Source organism: Arcanobacterium pluranimalium (genome assembly GCF_016907845.1).
In the GTDB taxonomy this organism is placed as follows: domain Bacteria; phylum Actinomycetota; class Actinomycetes; order Actinomycetales; family Actinomycetaceae; genus Arcanobacterium_A; species Arcanobacterium_A pluranimalium.
The window spans coordinates 1,314,350-1,335,458 of record NZ_JAFBCS010000001.1 but is presented as its reverse complement, the minus strand read 5'-3'; the positions used below and the strand labels follow the sequence as shown (position 1 = coordinate 1,335,458).

General features: G+C 52.9%; 18 protein-coding genes. 1 reads left to right on the top strand and 17 read right to left on the bottom strand.

Annotation, left to right across the window (positions count from 1 at the left end; genetic code table 11):
• Window positions 1-91: 91 nt before the first annotated feature.
• The 6 genes from JOD55_RS05750 to pheS all read right to left on the bottom strand — a co-directional run bounded on the left by JOD55_RS05750 (window position 92) and on the right by pheS (window position 11,917).
• Window positions 92-595, bottom strand: a complete 504-nt coding sequence (locus tag JOD55_RS05750; RefSeq protein WP_204399102.1) for an arginine repressor — start codon at window positions 593-595, stop codon at window positions 92-94.
• A gap of 1 nt (window position 596) precedes the next feature.
• Window positions 597-1,706, bottom strand: coding sequence for an aminotransferase class III-fold pyridoxal phosphate-dependent enzyme (locus JOD55_RS05745; RefSeq protein WP_204399101.1), 1,110 nt, complete (start codon window positions 1,704-1,706; stop codon window positions 597-599).
• A 292-nt stretch (window positions 1,707-1,998) separates the two neighbouring features.
• A complete protein-coding gene (locus JOD55_RS05740; protein ID WP_204399100.1) occupies window positions 1,999-3,465 on the bottom strand; it encodes a glutamate synthase small subunit in 1,467 nt (488 codons plus the stop codon).
• Window positions 3,458-7,978 (bottom strand): glutamate synthase large subunit, encoded by a 4,521-nt coding sequence (gltB, locus tag JOD55_RS05735; RefSeq protein ID WP_204399099.1) that lies wholly within the window; start codon window positions 7,976-7,978, stop codon window positions 3,458-3,460. The genes JOD55_RS05740 and gltB overlap by 8 nt, the downstream gene beginning before the upstream one ends.
• 235 nt (window positions 7,979-8,213) lie before the next feature.
• On the bottom strand, window positions 8,214-10,826 hold the full coding sequence (gene pheT, locus JOD55_RS05730) for a phenylalanine--tRNA ligase subunit beta (protein WP_204399098.1): 2,613 nt from the start codon (window positions 10,824-10,826) through the stop codon (window positions 8,214-8,216).
• Entirely contained in the window at window positions 10,826-11,917 is a 1,092-nt protein-coding gene (gene pheS, locus JOD55_RS05725) for a phenylalanine--tRNA ligase subunit alpha (protein WP_204399097.1), read from the bottom strand. Before pheS ends, pheT begins: the two co-directional genes overlap by 1 nt.
• Before the next feature lie 167 nt (window positions 11,918-12,084).
• On the opposite strand from pheS, the gene JOD55_RS05720 reads away from it, so the two are divergent.
• Window positions 12,085-12,936: a PfkB family carbohydrate kinase gene (locus JOD55_RS05720; protein WP_204399096.1), complete on the top strand. Its 852-nt coding sequence runs from the start codon at window positions 12,085-12,087 to the stop codon at window positions 12,934-12,936.
• Between the two features lie 144 nt (window positions 12,937-13,080).
• On the opposite strand, the gene JOD55_RS05715 is transcribed toward JOD55_RS05720, so the two are convergent.
• From JOD55_RS05715 to hisB, 11 genes are all read right to left on the bottom strand, one after another.
• Window positions 13,081-13,902, bottom strand: a complete 822-nt coding sequence (locus tag JOD55_RS05715) for a TrmH family RNA methyltransferase (RefSeq protein ID WP_204399095.1) — start codon at window positions 13,900-13,902, stop codon at window positions 13,081-13,083.
• Window positions 13,903-13,915: 13 nt separating this feature from the next.
• Entirely contained in the window at window positions 13,916-14,488 is a 573-nt protein-coding gene (locus tag JOD55_RS05710; protein ID WP_204399094.1) for a dTDP-4-dehydrorhamnose 3,5-epimerase family protein, read from the bottom strand.
• A gap of 70 nt (window positions 14,489-14,558) precedes the next feature.
• Window positions 14,559-15,818, bottom strand: coding sequence for a glycoside hydrolase family 1 protein (locus JOD55_RS05705; RefSeq protein WP_204399093.1), 1,260 nt, complete (start codon window positions 15,816-15,818; stop codon window positions 14,559-14,561).
• Window positions 15,819-16,168: 350 nt separating this feature from the next.
• A complete protein-coding gene (rplT, locus tag JOD55_RS05700; RefSeq protein WP_131280403.1) occupies window positions 16,169-16,549 on the bottom strand; it encodes a 50S ribosomal protein L20 in 381 nt (126 codons plus the stop codon).
• Between the two features lie 30 nt (window positions 16,550-16,579).
• Window positions 16,580-16,774: a 50S ribosomal protein L35 gene (gene rpmI / locus JOD55_RS05695; RefSeq protein WP_204399092.1), complete on the bottom strand. Its 195-nt coding sequence runs from the start codon at window positions 16,772-16,774 to the stop codon at window positions 16,580-16,582.
• A gap of 78 nt (window positions 16,775-16,852) precedes the next feature.
• Entirely contained in the window at window positions 16,853-17,551 is a 699-nt protein-coding gene (gene infC / locus JOD55_RS05690) for a translation initiation factor IF-3 (protein WP_338022206.1), read from the bottom strand.
• 234 nt (window positions 17,552-17,785) lie between these two features.
• Window positions 17,786-18,511 carry an SseB family protein gene (locus JOD55_RS05685; RefSeq protein WP_204399091.1) on the bottom strand — a complete coding sequence of 242 codons (726 nt, stop codon included), beginning with the start codon at window positions 18,509-18,511 and terminating at the stop codon, window positions 17,786-17,788.
• A gap of 5 nt (window positions 18,512-18,516) precedes the next feature.
• Complete coding sequence (gene priA, locus JOD55_RS05680; protein WP_204399090.1) at window positions 18,517-19,245, bottom strand: bifunctional 1-(5-phosphoribosyl)-5-((5-phosphoribosylamino)methylideneamino)imidazole-4-carboxamide isomerase/phosphoribosylanthranilate isomerase PriA; 729 nt, start codon at window positions 19,243-19,245, stop codon at window positions 18,517-18,519.
• Window positions 19,246-19,292: 47 nt separating this feature from the next.
• Window positions 19,293-19,928 carry an imidazole glycerol phosphate synthase subunit HisH gene (gene hisH / locus JOD55_RS05675; protein WP_204399089.1) on the bottom strand — a complete coding sequence of 212 codons (636 nt, stop codon included), beginning with the start codon at window positions 19,926-19,928 and terminating at the stop codon, window positions 19,293-19,295.
• The gene (locus JOD55_RS05670; protein WP_204399088.1) at window positions 19,929-20,510 is read right to left on the bottom strand and encodes a hypothetical protein; all 582 of its coding nucleotides are present in this window, start codon (window positions 20,508-20,510) and stop codon (window positions 19,929-19,931) included.
• Window positions 20,507-21,109 carry an imidazoleglycerol-phosphate dehydratase HisB gene (gene hisB, locus JOD55_RS05665; protein ID WP_204399087.1) on the bottom strand — a complete coding sequence of 201 codons (603 nt, stop codon included), beginning with the start codon at window positions 21,107-21,109 and terminating at the stop codon, window positions 20,507-20,509. Before hisB ends, JOD55_RS05670 begins: the two co-directional genes overlap by 4 nt.

Genomic DNA, 21,109 nt, shown 5'->3' with positions numbered 1-21,109 from the left:
TCAAGGATTTATTTGGCGTCAAATGCTGATGAACGCCTTAGGTTGTGTACAAATTTGCTACGTATGGCTTGATAAACTGAATCGCAGCCAGCTAGTCATTTCGCGGGCCGCGCGCTAGTTTCATTATTTCGGTTACGAAACGCTTCGCGACGTCCTCCGACGCCGTTACCACGAGTACCGTATCGTCACCGGCGATACAGCCCAAGACACCGTCAAACACCGCACGATCAATTGCCGAAGCTAATAATTGAGCAGCTCCTGGCGGGGTGCGCACGACCACTTGATTGAGTACGCTCTGAGCGCTGGTCACCACTTCACGCGCCCATCGTTCAAGCTGCGCCCGTGCACCGTATTCAGATTCAGCAAGCTCAACGATATCTGGAATCCGATACACGCGTTTGCCGTCTGCTGCATATTCTTTGAAGGCATGCAGCTCCTCTAAATCACGTGAAAGCGTAGCTTGCGTAACCCGAATGCCCTCTTTAGCGAGGAAATCACGCAATTCACCCTGGGAAGCAATCCCGTGCTGTTCAACAAGGGTGACGATTTTGGCGTGCCGGGCCGCACGCGTCGTCGGGATATTTATACTAACCATGTCAGTGTACAAGTCCCTTCATTTGATCAATAAATATACGTAAATCTTCAATGGAAATATTGAGTGGTGGAGATAGCACAATACGATCATTTGCCAACGTTTCCACAACGAAACCGCGGTCTTGGAGATACTGCTGCGCAGATATGGCGTCTCCAACGCGCACACCCAGCAAAAGCCCACTGCCGTTGACCTCAAAGCCAAGGCCGATAAGCTCATCTTTAAGCCATTTCCCGATCTCTTTGACATGCATCAACAGCGCCCGGATTTCTTCAATAACGAGCATCGAAATATCAAAGGCAAAGGGATTACCTGCCGGAATCAAGGACGAAAGCCTATCGGAATCCTGTTTTGCCCGCCGTGAGAGAAGCAAGGTAGCTCCCAAAGGAACTCCGCCACCCAAGCCGCGCCCCAGCGTGATGATATCGGCTTTGACGTAGGGAGCATGCGCGAACCAGTCGCCCGTGCGCCCCAATCCGATATGTGTTTCGTCCATAATCAAGAGCGCTTTAAAACGTTCACATAGCGCGCTCGAACGCTGGAAAATCTCCTCGTTCAATGCTCCATTGGGCATATTCAGAGTAAAAGGGCTGAAGATGATCGCAGCGGTATTTTCGTCTACCACTGATTCTAGGGCTTGAGTGCTCGGTGGAATAGCAATGATACGGGTGGCATTTGCCGACGACGCACCAACAGATTCCGTTTTCGTGAGAGTTTCGCTTGTGTGCACTGGCGCCACCACACCGTACAGTTCCGAATCGGAATGAACCGGCAAGAATGTGACGATATTGCCGCGCGGCTTGAACTGGAGCGCTATCTCGAGTGCAGCGCGATTCGCTTCGTGCCCTGACCTCGTGAAACGCACCCGTGAACTCGCACCCACATATCCAGATTCGGTCAAACAACTTTGAATCGCGTTCGCGAGCCCGATCTGCTCTTCAGTTGCGAGAAATTGTGGAGCTTCGAAGAGTTTATGCGCGTTGTTTGCCACGTAATCTTTAATTTTGGGGTGGTTATAGCCCAGCGTATTTGCACCGCCACCAGCTGTCAGATCGAGCAGCTGCACTCCATCGCTGTTCCATATGAATGAGGAATCGGCACGTTCCACGAGCATACGCGGTGCGTATATCGATTGACAAAGCGCATGTTCATATCTACCACGCCACATGTATTACTCGTTCCGTCCTCAACGTCTCAAAACAGCGAGCTGGATTATCAAAGCGCATGCAATTAATCCCCCAACCAACTCTGGTAAGCATAACTATACTCGTCAACGCATGATATTGCATTAAAATGCAGCGTGCGTTCAAACACGTTTAACAGAGCCGACACACACTTATTAGCCGTTTACCAGTATCGATGCCGAGAAACCAACACAGACTCAGATTCTTGGAGCAAACTACCAATCACAGCATAAGCTGGCGCAATTGCGGAGAAATCGGACGTGGAAGTTTAGACGTGCCGCTCAAGAACTGATCCACTCCATGTGCACACGAACGCCCCTCCGCAATGGCCCACACAATCAGCGACTGCCCACGACCGGCGTCGCCACAGGCAAAGACGCCTGGCACGCTCGTGACGTAGTCTTCGTTGCGCACAATGTTTCCGCGCGCATCGAGCTCAAGACCGAGTTCATCGATAATCCCCGATTTTTGTGGTCCTAAAAATCCCATTGCGAGCAGCACAAGCTCGGCTTCCAGATGCCGTTCCGTGCCAGGAACCGGCACAAACTGTCCACCTTGGAACTCGACTTCCACAATGTCTAAACCAGAAACTGCGCCAGTACCGTCATCAGTAAAAGCAACCGTATTGACTGCATACACGCGATCTCCGCCCTCTTCGTGAGCAGAAGCCACTTTGAAAGTCATCGGATACGTTGGCCATGGCTGATGAGCTGGACGCTCGGTACTCGGCATCGGCATAATTTCCAGCTGAGTAATCGATGCAGCACCCTGGCGAATAGCTGTACCTAAACAGTCAGCACCGGTGTCTCCGCCGCCAATAATGACGACGTTCTTACCAGCAGCACTGATCTGATCTGGCACTTCCACACCGCGCGCAGCCTTATTAGCTTGCGGCAAATATTCCATCGCCTGATGAATTCCCCGCAAATTGGCACCAGGAACATCCATTCCACGCGGGATGGTTGCGCCGATAGCGAGCACCACGGCTTCGTACATATCCCGCAATTCCTCGATGGTAATATCGACACCGATCTCAACGTTCGTCTTAAACTGCGTACCTTCCAACACCATTTGCTTCAGACGCCGGTCAAGCACCGATTTCTCCAGCTTGAACTCCGGGATTCCGTAGCGCAGCAAGCCTCCGATTTCGTCGGCACGTTCATAAACGACGACGGTGTGGCCGGCGCGGGTAAGCTGCTGTGCTACTGCCAAGCCTGCCGGACCGGAACCGACCACTGCAACAGTTTTCGACGTGTGCCATTCTGGTTGCTGCGGTACAACGCGCAGATCGTCCCAGGCTTTATCAATAATGGCTACTTCAACGTTTTTAATGGTCACCGGATCACGGCTGATCCCCACCACACAAGAAGTTTCACAAGGAGCTGGGCACAGTCTTCCCGTCAGTTCTGGGAAGTTATTCGTCGCATGCAGGCGCTCAAGTGCCTCTTGCCATTTGCCTCGCCACACCAAATCGTTCCATTCCGGAATGAGGTTTCCAAGCGGGCAACCGTTATTGCAGAACGGAATTCCGCAGTCCATGCACCGGCTCGCCTGCTTCTCGATAATTGGAAGCACAGCTCTGCCTACAGTACCGGGATAAACTTCGTTCCAGTCGTTAATGCGCTCAGCAATCGCTCTGCGCTGCGGAACTTCCCGTGCCGTCGTAATAAATCCACGCGGATCAGCCACGAGCCACCTCCATCATCAGGTCAGTTGTTTCACGTTCACTTAGATTGCGTTCTTTTGCTTCTTGAGCTGCCGCCATAATTTTGGCGTACACGCGAGGCGAAATCTTCTTAAAGCGTTGGTTCAGTTCAGTATCCGTTGCACCACGAAGTTCTTGCGCAATATCAGATCCAGTCTCGATCTCATGGCGTTCAAGCAACTCGCGAATTCGAGAAATATCTGCAGCTTCAAGGCTCACTACATCAACCAGTTCGGTATTGACTCTCGCAGGATCGAGGTCAAGCACCCAAGCCACGCCACCGCTCATGCCCGCAGCAAAATTGCGGCCAACTGAGCCAAGAATCAGCACTTCGCCACCAGTCATGTATTCACATCCGTGATCACCAACGCCTTCAACTACGGCAGTGGCACCCGAATTTCGCACACAGAAGCGTTCGCCCACTGTACCGCGTAGGAAGATTTCACCTGACGTCGCACCATAGCCAATCACGTTTCCAGCGATGATTTCCTTACGAGGATCGAAACGCACATTTGATGGCGGCGTCACGATAATACGACCACCAGAAAGGCCTTTACCCACGTAATCGTTAGAATCGCCGATCAATCGCAACGTGACTCCGCGTGGCAAAAATGCGCCAAAGCTCTGGCCTCCGGTGCCATTCATGGTGAACTCAATGGCTCCCTCAGGCAATCCGCGCCCTTCGGTTGCACGCGTTACCGCATTGCCGAGTTGTGTTCCCACAGTGCGATTGATGTTGCGCACCTGCACAGATTCCCGCACTAGTTCGCCGCGTTCCAGTGCAGGACGCGCCAATTCGATCAGCTTTCGATCTAGCGCTTCATCAAGACCGTGGTCTTGAACGCTCGTGCAACGCCGAGCCACATCTTGCGGTAATTCAGCGCCAGCGAGAACTGCCGAAAGATCAATTCCTTGCGTCTTCCAATGCCCAACAGCTGCATCGGTACGCAGCAAGTCCACTCGACCCACAGCTTCGTCAATGCTCCGCAGGCCAAGGCTCGCCAAAAGTTCCCGCACTTCCTGAGCAATAAACTTGAAGAAATTGATCACGTGCTGCGGATCGCCCGTGAACTTCTCTCGAAGCTCAGGGTTTTGGGTTGCAATACCTACCGGGCAAGTGTCTTTGTGGCACACTCGCATCATCACACAACCGGAGACGACGAGCGGCGCCGTTGCGAAACCGTATTCTTCAGCACCCAAAAGAGCAGCAATGACGACATCGCGTCCCGTTTTCATCTGACCGTCAGCTTGCACCACGATGCGGTCACGTAGTCCATTGAGCAGCAGCGTCTGCTGCGTTTCTGCCAAACCGAGCTCCCACGGCGCTCCCGCATGCTTAACCGAGGTCAACGGCGCAGCTCCGGTACCGCCGTCGTGCCCTGAAATGAGCACCACATCAGCCTTAGCTTTCGATACACCTGTAGCAATCGTACCTACGCCCACTTCGGAAACGAGCTTCACGTGCACGCGCGCCTGCGGATTTGCAGATTTTAGATCGTGAATGAGCTGCTTGAGGTCCTCAATAGAATAAATATCGTGGTGTGGCGGAGGAGAAATGAGGCCAACGCCGGTGGTTGAATGGCGAGTTTTCGCCACCCACGGGTAAACCTTAGGGCCTGGCAATTGACCACCCTCACCAGGTTTAGCGCCTTGAGCCATCTTGATTTGGATGTCGTCAGCGTAAGTGAGGTACTCAGACGTCACACCAAAACGACCCGAAGCCACCTGCTTAATCGCAGATCGACGTGCTGGATCGTGCAGTCGCTCAGAATCTTCGCCGCCTTCTCCAGTATTCGATTTGCCACCCAAACGATTCATTGCAATGGCAAGAGTCTGATGCGCCTCTTCGGAAATTGAGCCATAGCTCATTGCGCCAGTTGAGAATCGCTTAACAATCGACTCCACTGGCTCAACGTCAGATATGTCAATGGGCTGCACGTCCTTGAATTTCAGCATCGAACGCAGTGTCATTACGCGCTCTGAATTGCTATTGACGAGTGCCGTGTAGCGCTTGAACTGTTCGTAATCGCCACTCTTTGTCGATTGCTGGAGCCGGAATACTGTTTCGGGATCGAGCAGGTGATGCTCCTCCTCCCGGCGCCACTGATATTCACCACCAGTGCGCAGGTCACGGTGGGCAAGCGGAATGCCATCGGCCGGATAAGCTACTAAGTGCCGCATGTGAACTTCTTTGGCAATTTCATCAAGTGCCACACCGCCGATTCGCGCTGCTGTACCTGTGAAGTAAGTATCGACCAAACCAGAATCAAGGCCAATCGCTTCGAAGAGCTGAGCACCTGTGTACGAAGCTACCGTAGAAACGCCCATCTTGCTCATGATCTTCAAAACGCCTTTAGAAAGCGCTTTGGCGATATTTGCAATGGCTTTGCGCGGTTCAACATCAACATAGAGCTCGCGTCGAGCGAGATCTTCTGCCGTTTCGAAAACCAAATATGGATTCACAGCTGCTGCACCATACGCGAGCAAAAGGGCAATATGGTGAACTTCGCGCACGTCTCCGGCTTCCACCACGAGACCAACCTGCGTACGAGTCTTTTCTCGAACAAGATGATGATGAATTGCCGAAGTGAGCAGCAAAGATGGAATCGGGGCAAATTCCGCATTCGAATGGCGATCCGAAACCACAATTACCCGTGCTCCCCCGCGAATCGCGGCCGAAGCTTCTTGGCAGATCTCGTCTATCTTCGCTTCAAGCGCGCGCCGTCCACCAGCGACCCGATACACGCCTTTAACCACGTGCGAAGAGTACCCAACCACGTTTCCCTCGCGTAAGCGCACGATTTTGGCGAGCTGCTCAGAGTCAAGAATCGGATTGCGCATCACAATTTGGCGCGCCGATTCCGGCGTTGGAGTCAACAGATTTCTTTCTGCACCAATTTTGGTGGTTAGCGAAGTGACGAGCTCTTCTCGAATTGCGTCCAACGGCGGGTTCGTCACCTGCGCAAAAATCTGCGTGAAGTAATCGAATATCAGGCGTGGACGCTCTGACAACACCGCGATAGGAGTGTCAGTTCCCATCGAACCGATTGCCTCAGCACCTGTGTTTGCCATCGGAGCAATAATGAGGCGAAGCTCTTCTTCGGTATAACCAAATACCTGTTGACGGCGTGTAACTGACGAATGAGAATGTACGATATGTGCACGAGTAGGCAATTTGTCTAGCTCGATCTTGTTCTTGTCGAGCCACTCACCATACGGATGCTCAGCTGCCAAAGAATTCTTAACTTCTTCGTCAGAGAGCACTTTGTGCGAATCAAGATCTACGAGGAACATACGACCTGGTTGCAGGCGGCCTTTCTTGACGATTGTCGTCTGATCAATGTCAAGTACACCGGCTTCTGAGGCAAAAACTACCAGTCCGTCGTCAGTAACCCAGTAGCGTCCGGGACGCAAACCGTTGCGATCAAGCGTTCCGCCAATAATCGAACCATCAGTGAAAGTGATAGACGCAGGGCCGTCCCACGGTTCCATAATGAGTGAATGGTACTCATAGAAGTTTCGCCGCAAGGCATCCATGTCTTGATTGCCTTCCCATGCCTCGGGCACCATCATCATCACTGCATGTGGCAACGAACGTCCACCCAAATGCAGGAGTTCAAGCACTTCATCAAAAGAGGCCGAGTCCGAGCCACCCGGAGTGCAGATCGGGAATAGCTTTTCCATATTTCCTGGGAATTTATCGGATGTAAGCATTGCTTCGCGGGCACGCATCCAATTTCGATTTCCCATCACCGTGTTGATCTCGCCGTTGTGCGCAATCAACCGGAACGGGTGGGCAAGCTCCCACGAAGGGAAAGTATTCGTTGAAAAACGCGAATGCACGAGCGCCAACGCTGAAGCCAACTTCGGATCGTGAAGCTCTGGAAACACTTCTTCCAATTGGCTGGTGGTGAGCATACCCTTGTATACCAAGGTGCGCGCAGACAACGAAGCAAAATAAAGATCCGTTTCGTTCTGGATACGCTTACGCAGCACAAAGGCATAGCGATCGAGATCGATTCCACTTTGACCAGCGCGACCAGTAACGAAAAGAAACTCGAAATGCGGCATTGCTTCGATCGAAATTGGCGATAGCGTCTGGGTGCTTACCGCAATCTCGCGCCATCCAAGCAGCTCAAGATCAGTTTCTTCGATCAGTTGAGCAATACGCTGTTTCGCTGCGATACGTTCGTTTTTGTCGGTGGGAAGAAAAGCCATTCCGACGGCGTATTCACCTTTTTCGGGTAGGCGGAAGTCCACCGTGGAACGGAAGTATTCGTCCGGCACCTGAATGAGGATTCCAGCTCCATCGCCTGCAGCTTCGTCTGCGCCGGTGGCACCGCGGTGATCGAGATTTCGAAGCGCTTCAAGCGCTTTTTCCACGATATCGTGTCGCGGTTTTCCATCGAGGTGTGCAACAAAGGCAACGCCACAGGCATCGTGTTCAAAATTCGGTTGGTACAAACCCATTTGATCACGGCGTTTGAATACAGACATAGAGCGGCCTCCCCTTACATTATTGGTTGGTCATTAAGTCAAAAGTATTTGTTCACTAGTCGAGGCGGTAAGACGTCTCATGATTTGGTCATAAATTCGTAAAGAAACGCTTTCTTAAAAATTAAAATATTTCACTTGCACAAGATAACTCAGATCGAGCGCACATCAAAATGGGTGGAAGCAGATTCGCGTTCTGCTTCCACCCAAAGCGGCTATCACAGCACGTCAGCTGCGATCAGCCCCGAAGCTCAGCATTGAACGCTTTCTTCAATTGCTTAACAATTCGCTTTCGCAGTGCTGCAGTTTCCTCAGCCGTGAGAGTATGATCGAGACCACGCAGACGCAAGGCAAAAGCCAAAGATTTCTTGCCCTCACCAATCTGATCTCCCCGATATACGTCGAAAAGACGCACGTCTTCGAGGATTTCACCGCCCACCTGCTTCATCACTTTCTCAACTTCCTGAGCCGGTAAATCCTCGTCTACCACGATGGCAATATCCTCTTTAGCCATTGGGAACGTCGATACTGGCGCTACTTGGATCGGCGCATTTCCACGAGCAGCAAAGAGGGCATCCAAATCTGCTTCAAAAGCGATGGCGCGTTGAGGCAAGTCAAAAGCCTTGCACACCTGTGGAGCCAGTTCTCCAGCATAGCCAATGACGGTTTCACCAACGCAGATTTGCGCGCAGCGACCAGGGTGGAACGGCGCATATTGTGCCTGCTTAACTTGCAATTCTACACCAATAGTGCGGCCGAGCGTCTTAACAGCTTCAATGGCATCTCGCCAATCCCACGTGATTGCAGCTAAATCAGCAGCAGGTTCAGTTGCTCGAGCAGTAGCTACACCCGCAATATGCCGCGGCTGCGTCGGGATGGCATCATCGAGCGCGCCAAGTTCGGCATCCGATGGCCGCTTTCCAACTCCTGGATTTACCGCTGGCACAATGCCTTGGGCATGCGTCACCAGGCCAGTTTCAAAGACCGCAACAGTGCTATGCCCACGCGCCACATTCAGCTTCGCAGTTTCAAGCAGCGAGTCGAGAATAGACGTCCGCATATACGGTGCAGATTCTTGCAAGGGGTTTTGCAAACGAATAGCGAGGCGGCGCGCGTCGTCGTCCACAATACCTTGCTGATCGAAAACCTGCCCTGACACGAACGGATAGCTCAGTACCTGCACCCAGCCTTGCTCGGCGAGCGCACGTGCCACGTCGCGTGCCTGACGTTGAGCTACACCCAAGCCATGCCCTGCTGGAGCATATGGAACGACCGAAGCAATTTCATCGAATCCCACCAGTCGCGCGATTTCTTCAACAAAGTGTGCAGCGCCTACCAAGTCTGGTCGCCAAGCTGGCGGCGTGACCGAAAGTTCAGTATCGCCCTCGCCACTTTCGCCGGCAATTGATGGAATTTCTTCCACTTCACAACCAATTGCTTGCAGCACAGCGATCTGTTTCTTCGCTGAAATTTCCAGACCAGTCAGACGCCGTGTTTCGCGAGTATTGAATGCTAGCGCTGGAATTGGCGCAATATTATTCACTTCAAAATTAGCCTGATCAGCAGTGCCACCGCCGTACTCAACCAGCAAATCCACTACCGCCTGCGCAGCGATCGGCGGCAACTGCGGATCAACGCCACGCTCGAAACGCTTTGAGGCCTCCGATGGAAGTCGGTGATTGCGCGCCATACGTGCCACCGATACCGAATCAAAATGTGCCGCTTCAATTAGCACATCAGTAGTTTGATCTGAAATTTCGGTGCTTGCACCACCCATCGTGCCTGCTAGACCAACTGCGCGCGCACCGCGTCCACCGTGCGAATCGGCGATAACCAAATCTTCGTCGCCCAAAGTGCGCGGGGCGCCGTCGAGTGTACGCAGGATTTCCCCAGCTTTCGCGCGGCGCACGATCAATGGCGCAACTGTTTTGTTGAGGTCATAGGCGTGAAGCGGTTGCCCCAGATCGAGCATCACATAATTCGTTGCATCAACCACCAGTGAAATCGGGCGCATACCAGCCGCCGTGAGCCTATCTTGCATCCACTGTGGCGACTGCGCACTGGCATCAATACCACGCACAATGCGCGTGACGAAACGTGAGCATCCAGGCACGCCGTGAATCGGAGCGTCGTCGGCAATCTCAACAGCGAAACCCTCGTTATTTACTGCAGGCACATTCTTTGCCGCGGCAGATTCCAGCGCAGGGTCTGTAAATTGAGCGCCCGTGGAATGGGAATACTCACGAGCCACGCCGCGCATCGAGAAACAATAGCCACGATCAGGGGTGATGTTGATTTCCAAGACTTCATCGTTAAGCCCAAGGAAACCGAGCACGTCACTACCGATGGCTGGAATGCCGCGCTCGCGTGCTTCGTCGTCGTTATGCGCAAGCACAATAATTCCATCGTGGTCATTGCCCAGGCCAAGCTCACGCTGCGAGCAAATCATACCGTCAGAAATGTGTCCGTAAGTCTTGCGAGCTGCAATCTTAAAATCGCCAGGCAGCACGGCACCAGGCAGCGAAACTACGACGTAGTCACCCTCCACGAAGTTATGCGCCCCGCAAATAATTCCGCGCGATGGCAGTTCAGACGGCTCTTTCCCCTCACCAGGTGCATCGTTATGCACACCGACGTCGACGCGGCAGTAATTGATGAGCTTTCCGTTGGATTGTTCGTTCTTTTCGAGCGTCAATACCTTGCCGACGACGATCGGTCCAGTTACTTCTGAACGGTGGATCGTCTCTTCTTCCAAACCTACCTTTACCAGTGCAGCAGCTAATTCCTCAGCACTGAGATCCGCAGGCACGTCAACGTGCTGACGCAGCCAATCTAGTGGAATACGTGGCATCAGTTTCCCCTTCCCGTGGTGCTGAATTGCAAAGAGAACCGAATATCGCCCTCAACCATATCGCGCATATCCGCGATCCCATGCCGGAGCATCAGCGTGCGCTCAATACCCATACCGAATGCAAAACCGGTGTATTCATCTGGATTAATACCCGCATTGCGCAAAACTTCAGGATTAACCATGCCGCAGCCTCCCCATTCAATCCAGCCTGGACCGCCCTTCTTCAATGGGAACCACAAATCCATCTCCGCTGATGGCTCAGTGAATGGGAAGAACGACGGGCGCAAACGCGTCTTTGCTTCCGGGCCAAACATTGCCTTAGCAAAATGGTCAAGCGTGCCTTTGAGGTGCTCCATCGTCAATCCTTTATCAACGGCAAGGCCTTCAATCTGGTGGAACACTGGCGTATGAGTAGCGTCGAGCGCATCAGTGCGATACACCTTACCTGGGCAGGCAATATAAACAGGCGCTCCGCGCGAAAGCAGCGTGTGCGACTGCACAGGCGAGGTGTGCGTGCGCAGTACCAGCCCTGGTTGCGCGGCGATCGGCTGTGCAGATTGAGACTCTGAGCTCACGTGTTCCACGCCTGCCACATAGAAAGTATCTTGCATCTGCCGCGCTGGATGATCAGGACCGAAATTGAGCGCATCGAAATTAAACCACTCGTGTTCAACTTCTGGACCTTCAACAACGTCCCAACCCATTCCGATAAAGAAATCCGAAACGTCCTCCAAGAGCACATTGAGCGGATGACGTGCACCAAGAGGCGCTCGGCGCGTAGGCACAGTCACATCGACCGTCTCTTCAGCGAGCATACGCGCCTCATTGAGGGCTTCGATGCGCTCAGTGGCTTGAGCTAAAGCACTGCTGATTTCTTTTCGTGCAGCGCCTAAGAGCTTACCTGCCGTAGGTTTAAGCTCTTTGTCCAAATTTTTGATTGCCATATTGGCGCGCGTGATTGGCGCAGCATCACCCATATGGCATAGACGAGCTTCTTTGAGCTCATCTAGGCTGTTGGCAGCATCGAATGCAGCGCAGGCTGAGCGCACCGCTGCTGCGATTCCCGTTTCGTCTAATGGACTGAGATCCATGATTACCTTTCACATAAACGTGACATTTCGGAGTAATAAATAATCCATACCTGCACTAGTCTACCGAGCTATAAGCCAACACGCGAAGCGCGTTCATTTCGTGATTGTTCTTTCCCTTTCGCGCACATAGATGCACACATATGGTTAGAAATCTTACGATTGTATTTATGAGCACTGCATTGTTTTGTGGACTAACCACCATCGACGTAACCCAGCACGTGACGGAAGTTCCACAGGCTAATCAAAAGATTGTTTCGCATCAAACCCTGCTTGATGTGGGAGGTCCAGCCGCAAATGCTGCTCGCACTGCCGCAGCTCTTGGCGTCCCTGCTCGTTTAGTGACTCTGCTGGGCGACACTCCCCTCGCACGTCTGGCCCTGGAAAAGCTCTTTGCTGAGGGTATTGAAGTTATTGATCTTGCTGCGGATTCAGAGTTTCCAGTGTCCACCGTTTTTGTGGACGACGCCGGAATGCGCACCGTCGTCTCGCGCAACAATCCCAATCGGAAATTTCGCAACCCTGACGTCTCGATTCTCGACGACGTCGTAATCCTCGAAATCGACGGCCACCTGCCACAGCTGCAAAAATTATTTGCGGAACGTTGTAAAGACGCCGGTATTCCGGTTATTTTTGACGGTGGCTCGTGGAAAGCGGGAACGGAAGAACTCTTACCGCTCTCTACGCACGTTATTCTTTCACAAGATTTCGTGCACCCCGGCTCTACTCAAGAACTCACCTTTGATTATTTGCGCGGCTATGATTTTCAGCTTCTCGCGCAGTCTGCCGGAGAGCAACCAGTACACGCCATTGCTGGTCAGCAAGAGGTACAGATCCAAGTTCCGCGCGTTGCTGTGAAAGATACCCTTGGCGCAGGCGATGTGTTGCATGGCTCTTTTACGGCTTTTCTCCCCCAAGCCTCAAATCCGCTCACTGCTTTGCGAGAAGCAATCGCTTTTGCAAGCAAATCTACGAAATACAGCGGAGTTCTGGGCTGGCTCGATGCGGAGTCTGAGCTTTAATAAGAATCAGAATCGCGCTTTCTCCCAGGCAATAAGCCTATTTCTCCCAGGTATCACGCCCATTTTCACACGTAACACTGCAGCACGTAACGCGATGCCACTATCCGTATTATCGCAACTGCCCTGTTACCGCAACCGTGCACGTTATCGCGCCTGCGCCTGCGCAGACGCATAGAGACACAAGGTCGTAGCCATAGCCACATTGAGCGATTCAGTGTGCCCCCACATAGGCACGGACACAATATAATCAGCTAATTTGCGCTGCTCATCCGTAAAACCGTGCGCTTCATTGCCAACCAACCACAAGGTTCTCGCCCGCAAATCTAGGCCTTCTACCGCGCGACCCTCAAAATGTGCTTGGCAAGCGGCGTCGGAAAGATCATTGAGCTTGTACTGGCCTGCGCCGTCGGCAAGTAGAACAATAAAACCGTGCGCGTGAGCACGCTCCACGACGTCACCAGCATGTTCGTCTTCAATAATCGGAAGATGAAAAACCGAACCCACCGAGGAACGAATGACTTTCGGATTGCTCGCGTCCACCGAACCATGCCCAAGGACGACGGCGTTCGCTCCCGCTGCGTCCGCGGAGCGAATAATCGTGCCCACGTTTCCGGGATCGGAACCATTGACCGCCATCACAAGCAATTGCGACTGTGCAAAGATCTCATCAAGGTCTGGCTCGTCGGCAATATTCATCACGGCAAGAATTCCTTGTGCGTCCGAACTGAGTCGGTTACACAATTCTTCGCTAAGGATGTGCGTATAAGGATCGTGCCGCTTCAAAAGCTCGTCAATATCCCGATGAGCATTGAGAGCAGCGTTAGTGGCATAAACGTCTCTGATCAGCTCAGGAGCAAATTTCAGCAGCTCACGAACAGCCTGCGGCCCCTCAACTACGGCTTGCACATAACGGTACCGGTTTGAACGACGAAACAGCCCAAGAACTTTCTTGAGCTGTCCCGTCATTTCCTCTATATGATTACGAGGCATGTGCAGCTTTGAATTGTGCCAAAGTTGGCGCGTTGAGATCCTTTTCAGAAATCTGCGAACGATCATTCACATCAATAGGAAGCGGCCATTCGATGCCCAATTCTGGGTCGAGTGGCGTCAGTGCCGAACCCGGCATGCCTGGCTTCCACTCCTGGTCAAAGAAGTAGATGTACTCGGAATCGGCGCTCTCGCCTGCTGCTTGGAATCCGTTACACACGCCATTTGGAACGAGCACCATCACACCTGGCTTGATACGCACGGTTTCGACTGCGCCAAAAGTGGGTGAATCGGGACGAATATCAACGTATGCTCCAAAGACTTCGCCAGAAGCCACCGTCACGAGCTTAGTCATTGCTTCGGCATGTAAGCCGCGCACCGCTCCCCGGTGAGTCAACGTGTTATTGCACTGCTCGAACGAGGATACGATGCCGTTTTCTTTCAGCCAGGAAAAACGGAATAGCTCGCGAATCGTGCCGCGCTCGTCCGTGATCTGCTTCGGTGTGATGATCTTAAGACCATCAATCTTGCTTTCTTTGATGCTGGCATCAATAATCTCAACCACGTTTTCTCCTTGAGTCTCGTTGTTCGCCTACAATTCTCGCACACCTAGTGGCGAGTTCCCAAAGGTACACTCAGCTTTCGCGGTATTTTTTCTCGATCTCATCAGTAATCGCACCTGCGTTGATAAGGTCGCGCAGCATGTAGGCCGAGGGCTTTGGCTTGCGTTCAAGAGTTTCACGGTCAAGATAGACGACGCCGAAACGCGGTTCCATTCCGTCAGACCATTCCCAGTTGTCTACGAAGCACCAGTGGTAATAACGCTCGATAGGCAAGTTGCTGCCAAGGATTTCTTTCAAATGATCAAGAATAAACGAGCACCGGAATTTTTCTAAATGCGAGGAATCTCCGTTATCCGCCGTGCCGTTTTCAGTAATCCAGATGGGAAGTCGGTAGCGTCCATAGAGCTCACGTGCCGCAATCGCTACTCCTTGTGGATAGATTTCCCAGCCCAAATCGGTTGTGGGAACGCCTGGGAATACGCCGTCGTCAAGACCTCTTACGGCAGTGCGGGAGTAGTAATTAATAGCGATGACGTCGCAGTAGCGGCCAGGCTTGATACCCACCGGTTTCCCGAGGAAGCGTCCAAATTTCCCGCTGAAAAAGGCTTCTTCGATTTCACGATGAAATAGCTGCTCATTTATGCGCGTGAAGATCTGGTGCAAGGGATTCTTTGGATTGAGAGGTGCGAAAACGCGCCGATGATGGGCGAAACCTACGCAAGCGACGCGCTCTCCGGCGTCGATCCGCTCGTGAATCAGCTGATAGGCCTTGATGTGGGCAACTGCGAGATTTCGCAGTGTAGAACGCAAGTTTTTCCAGCTCTTGCCATTAACAATAGGGCCGTAGTCGAATAAGTACGCCTGAGTGGCGTAGACGTTCGGCTCGTTTATAGTGATCCAGTCACTCACCACTGGTCCGAGATACTCGAGCACGCGCTCCACAAATTCAATAAAGTAACGAATATTTTCTTGCTTGTTGAATGCCCCTAGTTCTTCAAACCACAGCGGGTGTCCAAAATGGTGGAGCGTCACCAATGGATGAATTCCCTTAGCAATAAGATCGTCAATCTCTTCCCGATAACGCGCCAGCGCGGCGTCGTCAAACGCTCTAAACTCTGGCTCAATGCGCGCCCAATCCACACCAATACGTGCCGTTTGCAGATTGAGATCAGCCATGATCTGGTTGTCTTCGCGCCATCTGCGCCAGTGATCTGTGGTGGGATTCGGACTGGTGCCATCGGCCACTTTACCTGGGGTTTCAGCCCACACATGCCACGTTGAACGCGGCAACGAACCTTCAATTTGCAGCGCTGCCGATCCAATACCAATCATTATATTTCCAAGTGGATAGGTGTGTTTTCCCAAAATATTTCCTCGCTAACAGCTCATATACAAGCGCACCTTTGCGCCAAGATTCTGTCCATTTTGCAATATTGTAGCAATTTCGAAAGCTTAGCGCTCGGTTTTCTCGCTGCACTTCATGCCTATGCGTATGCTCAAGGGAGCAGAGCAGGTGCTTAGGATAACTGCACATAGGTACAAAATGCGCTACGAGTGCAAACTACACACGGGCACAAAACTGCGTACAGATACGAATATGCACGCAAATACGCAAGTATGCACGCATACGAAAGTGGCTCGAAATCCTCAGATTTCGAGCCACTGCCAGATCAAGTAACCGCTCAGGCTACAGGTGCGTTGACGTCCTCAGGCAGAGCCTTACGAGCCATTTCAACGATTGCAGCAAATGCTGGAGCATCGTTCACAGCGAGCTCAGCGAGCATACGACGATCAACCTCGATACCTGCAAGCTTAAGGCCTTGCATGAAGCGGTTGTAGGTCATACCATTTGCGCGTGATGCAGCATTGATACGAGCGATCCAAAGCTTGCGGAACTCGTTCTTGCGCACCTTGCGATCGCGGTAGTTGTACACCATTGAGTGTGTAACTTGTTCCTTTGCCTTGCGGTAAAGGCGCGAACGCTGACCACGGTAGCCTGATGCGCGCTCAAGCGTAGTGCGACGCTTCTTCTTGGAATTTACGGCGTTCTTTACGCGTGCCATCTTCTATTTCTCCTTGTTCCTAAAGCTTCTTCAGCGACCCAGCAGCTTCTTAACCTGCTTCACATCTGCACGTGCTACCAGCTGATCCGAGGACAGACGGCGAGTGCGACGCGATGACTTGTGCTCAAGAAGGTGGCGCTTACCCGCCTGCTCACGCATGAGCTTTCCCTTGCCGGTCACGCGGAAGCGCTTCTTAGCTCCGGAGTGTGTCTTCATCTTTGGCATTTTCATGCTCCCTCTAGCTGCTCAACGCAGCAATAAGTACTCCTCATGGGAGTGTGTTCGTGTTTGCTTTACCCGAAATTACTCAGCGTTAACGTCGTCGGCTGGTGCTTGCTCGCCGTGTTCCGTTTTGCCTGCAACGCGCTCGTTATTCTTTTGAGCGCGGCGAGCTTCGTTCGCACGGCGGTTTTCCCGCTCTGCTTCACGACGACGGCGCTGATCCGATTTAGCTTCAGACTTACGTCGAATCGGGGCAAGTACCATGACCATCGCGCGACCATCTACTCGTGGAGCTGATTCCACAATGCCGTTTTCTGCAGCATCTTGTGAAATTCTTTCCATCAAGCGCAGACCTTGCTCTGGTCGTGACTGCTCACGCCCACGGAAGCGCAATTGAATCTTGACTTTGTCTCCACCATCAAGGAATTTGAGGATTCGCTTGAGTTTGGTTTCGTAGTCATGCTGGTCAATCTTCAAACCGATACGAATTTCTTTTAGCTGTGTATTGGCCTGATTACGACGTGCATCTCGTGCCTTTTGGGCTGCCTCATACTTGAATTTTCCGTAGTCCATCAGCTTCGCAACTGGCGGCTTGGCATCTGGGGCAACCTCTACAAGATCGAGATTAGCTTCCTGAGCGAGACGCAGCGCGTTTTCAATACGAACTACTCCGACTTGCTCGCCACCTGGGCCAACAAGACGCACTTCAGGCACGTTAATTCGATCATTGACTCTTGGCTCGTTGATAATTGCTCCTCTAACTTCGAGTGCGACGCGCACGGAGTCCAGAGGGCATACGGCGCTAACCGTATTTCCAAAACCCGGTTCCTAATCGAGTGGAACCCAGGTGGGATTTCTCCGCTTGCGTTCCGGCAATCTGCCGGTCGGTCGGATATAACACTACCAGCACAGACGAGATTCACCAAGAATTTAGCCACATTTAGCGTTCACTTTGCCGTGAGTTTCCCCACTGCCCCACACTGGGAGCTTCGCATGCACGCTACAGTCGCTACCTCAGTGAGTCTCAGGCACCGGCGCTACTTCCAGCACGTCAAGGCGTGAGCGCACGTAGTCGATCTCTTCGATCCCTCGCAATAACTGCGAGATAGCCATTTTGGCATGCTCTAAAGCAGTACCTTGTGGCACATGCACATACACTTGCGCAATATTTGCAGGCTGCGGGTGCACGCTCAACCTCCACGAGTACCCGGCCTGAGCTAGGTACTGCTCTAAAAGGTCCACAATTTTCGGATCGTGCCACGGCGCTACCCATTCCACTCTAGCTGCCAGCGAAATCACAGCAGAGCGCCCTAAACACATCTGGTGTGCAGAACCGGGGTCAAGCACGATCAATCCCCCAGAACGCCGCACTGCTAGTTGCGCCAGTTCAGAAGCTCGCAAAGGAGCGGGTCGAGCCGCAGGCGCAAATTCAGCCAAGGCTTGCGCACTGGTAAACATCGGCGTCGCCTGCCGCCCTCCAGGAAAATCTACGAGCACGAAATCTTGGGAGTCCACGCTGCGCGGATCTGGTCTTTTTTCGTGTGGTATCACCGAACCATCACTGGTTCTTCCTGGGTGTTCGTGCGGGAAAACCGCCATAAAGACTCGATCCAAGCAGCTCACAAGACGTTCAGCACGAAAACGTAGCTCTGCATCCAAGGCTTGCGTCACAGATTCAGTGCGCGCACCGTCGTCGCCTGCGAAAGGATTGGGAGCTAATAAACGATCAATATCAGGCAAAAATCCTATCCTTCTGCAACAACGAGAGCTTGTTCTAGAGTCATTTTTCCAGCGTATAAGGCTTTTCCAACGATAGCACCCTCCACACCAACGTCGGTCAGCTCACGCAAAGCGCGCAAATCTTCTAAGTCAGACACTCCACCGGAAGCGACCACCGGGCGATCCGTCGCCTGGCAAACCCGCCGCAGTAGCTCCACGTTTGGCCCGCGCAAGGTACCGTCTTTCTCAACGTCAGTGACGACGTAACGCGCGCAACCGGCGTCGTCCAGACGTTGAAGCACCTCCCACAGATTTCCGCCCTCAGACGTCCACCCACGTCCAGCAAGCGTTTCGCCACGCACGTCGAGACCGACGGCGATCTGCTCGCCGTATCGTTCAATGGCACGAGCCGTCCACTGTGGGTTTTCGAGCGCCGCGGTGCCAAGATTAACGCGCGCAGCGCCAGCTTCAATAGCGCGTGCCAGCGAAGCGTCATCGCGAATACCACCTGATACCTCGATATTCACGCCCTGCACATCGCGTACGATTCGCGCCAACAGCTCGTGATTTGATCCGCGCCCGAAAGCCGCATCGAGGTCAACCAGGTGAATCCAAGACGCTCCTGCAGCTATGAAATTTGCTACTGCTTGCGCCGGATCGCCATAGGACTCTTCCGTGCCAGCTTCCCCCTGGAGCAACCGCACAGCCTGGCCATTCACTACGTCAACGGCCGGCAGCAATTGAAGTTTTTTCATGAGATTCTCTCTTAGTAGTAGCCGAGTCAGTCTTTCCCAATGCCTTGTCACAAGGTCTTAAGCCAGTTTTCGAGCAGGTGCAAGCCAGCATCAGCCGATTTTTCCGGATGGAATTGGGTGGCGCACAATGCACCGTTTTCCACAGCAGCCACAAAATCCCCGTAATGATTGGCATAAGACACGATCGGCGGCGCAAAAACCTCCGCTTCATCAGCCATCTGTGCTGCGGGATCGCTTTGCACCGCATAGGAATGTACGAAATAGAAGCGTTCATTCTCAATGCCAGAAAATAAGGCAGAATCATTGCCAGGACGCACCTGCGACCAGCCCATATGAGGAACTACTGGAGCTTCAAGTATATCCACGGACCCGCGCCACTGAGCTAATCCGTCATGCGCCCCAAATTCTGTGCCACGGTCAAACATAATTTGCAAGCCCACGCAGATACCAAATACCGCCTGGCCGCCGGCCAGCCGCCGTTCAATCATCCGATCAGCTCGCACAGCGCGAATTTTGTTCATCACTGCCGCAAATGCACCCACACCGGGCACTACCAGCCCATCGGCGTTCATGACCAGCTCTGGTTGAGCGGTTAGTTCAACGTTGGCACCTACATGTTCCAGTGCGCGCACCACCGAGCGCACGTTGCCAGTATCGGCATCCAACACCACAATCTTGTGCATTTAGTCGTCGTCTCCAGTGCGGTCGTTCCCGAAAAATTGATTTTGTAGCTCGGGCGGTAGCTCGCTGGTGTGGAGAGCTCCTTTGAGTTCAGCAACTGGCGCAGCTCCCAAGATTATCTGTTCAATGATTGGATCGAGTGAATTGAGCAGTAATCCAGGTGCGATTTCGTCTCCCAGTTTTTGATCAATCACTCTCCGTGCCGTAACCAGGCCAGATACGCCCGGTTCCCCACCGACGTCGTCGCCCAACTCTGCGCTGATAAGCACCACTCCGTAGCCTGGCGCCATTCGAGACAGGTGCGCCGCAATCGCGGTAGGCTCGTTCGGATCTTGAGTGGCATCCTGGGGGTGCGTTCCTGCCGCGCTTTGTGAAGTCACGTCACCTCCGAATTCAGGATCGCCGCCCAGAAGTTCTGCGATATCCCAGTCATCAAAAGTCGGCACCGGAACGTCACGAACTACGATTACTCCCGAATGGGTTTGCAATACGTGCACATCCACCTTATGTATTGCCAAAATTGCTGCCACAACCTCTGGCTTATCAAAAGGTGTGAGCACCACAATACGTTTACGTGAGCTCACAGCGCACCTTTCGTTGACGGAACGCCCTCAACGCGATCATCGCATGCCACAGCAGCGCGCAAAGCTCGCGCAAGTGCTTTGAACTGCGCTTCTACAATATGGTGCGGGTCGCGCCCATAGAGGAGTTCGATATGCAAGCAAATCCCGGCGTTGTAGGCCAAAGACTCGAAAAAGTGGCGCGTCATGGAACCGGTGAAATGTCCGCCTATCAAGTGATATTCCTGCCCGACTGGCTCACCGCGATGCACCACGTATGGCCGCCCTGCCACATCGACGACGGCGCGTGCCAGAGCTTCGTCGAGAGGAACGAGAGCATCGCCAAAACGGGCAATTCCCGTTTTATCGCCAAGTGCTGTTTGGAGAGCTTGTCCAAGGCAAATTGCCGTATCTTCAACAGTGTGGTGCACGTCGATATGAACATCGCCCTTAGCCTGAACGCGCAAGTCGATCAGGGAATGTTTACCCAGCGCAGTGAGCATATGGTCGAAGAATGGCACGCCGGTATCAACATCGGTGCGCCCGTGCCCATCGAGATTAATTTCTACCGAAATCGCCGACTCGGATGTTTCTCGGGCAAAACTCGCAATCCGCTCACTCAT

Bases quoted from the DNA above. Each gene is read 5' to 3' on its own strand.
- JOD55_RS05720 (WP_204399096.1), top strand. From the start codon at position 12,085: ATGAGCACTGCATTGTTTTGTGGACTAACCACCATCGACGTAACCCAG.
- gltB (WP_204399099.1), bottom strand. From the start codon at position 7,978: ATGTCTGTATTCAAACGCCGTGATCAAATGGGTTTGTACCAACCGAAT.
- rplT (WP_131280403.1), bottom strand. From the start codon at position 16,549: ATGGCACGCGTAAAGAACGCCGTAAATTCCAAGAAGAAGCGTCGCACT.
- pheT (WP_204399098.1), bottom strand. From the start codon at position 10,826: ATGCCACGTATTCCACTAGATTGGCTGCGTCAGCACGTTGACGTGCCT.
- priA (WP_204399090.1), bottom strand. From the start codon at position 19,245: ATGAAAAAACTTCAATTGCTGCCGGCCGTTGACGTAGTGAATGGCCAG.
- JOD55_RS05745 (WP_204399101.1), bottom strand. From the start codon at position 1,706: ATGCTCGTGGAACGTGCCGATTCCTCATTCATATGGAACAGCGATGGA.
- hisB (WP_204399087.1), bottom strand. From the start codon at position 21,109: ATGAGTGAGCGGATTGCGAGTTTTGCCCGAGAAACATCCGAGTCGGCG.
- hisH (WP_204399089.1), bottom strand. From the start codon at position 19,928: ATGCACAAGATTGTGGTGTTGGATGCCGATACTGGCAACGTGCGCTCG.
- JOD55_RS05705 (WP_204399093.1), bottom strand. From the start codon at position 15,818: ATGATTGGTATTGGATCGGCAGCGCTGCAAATTGAAGGTTCGTTGCCG.
- JOD55_RS05715 (WP_204399095.1), bottom strand. From the start codon at position 13,902: ATGACGGGACAGCTCAAGAAAGTTCTTGGGCTGTTTCGTCGTTCAAAC.
- pheS (WP_204399097.1), bottom strand. From the start codon at position 11,917: ATGGATCTCAGTCCATTAGACGAAACGGGAATCGCAGCAGCGGTGCGC.
- JOD55_RS05750 (WP_204399102.1), bottom strand. From the start codon at position 595: ATGGTTAGTATAAATATCCCGACGACGCGTGCGGCCCGGCACGCCAAA.
- rpmI (WP_204399092.1), bottom strand. From the start codon at position 16,774: ATGCCAAAGATGAAGACACACTCCGGAGCTAAGAAGCGCTTCCGCGTG.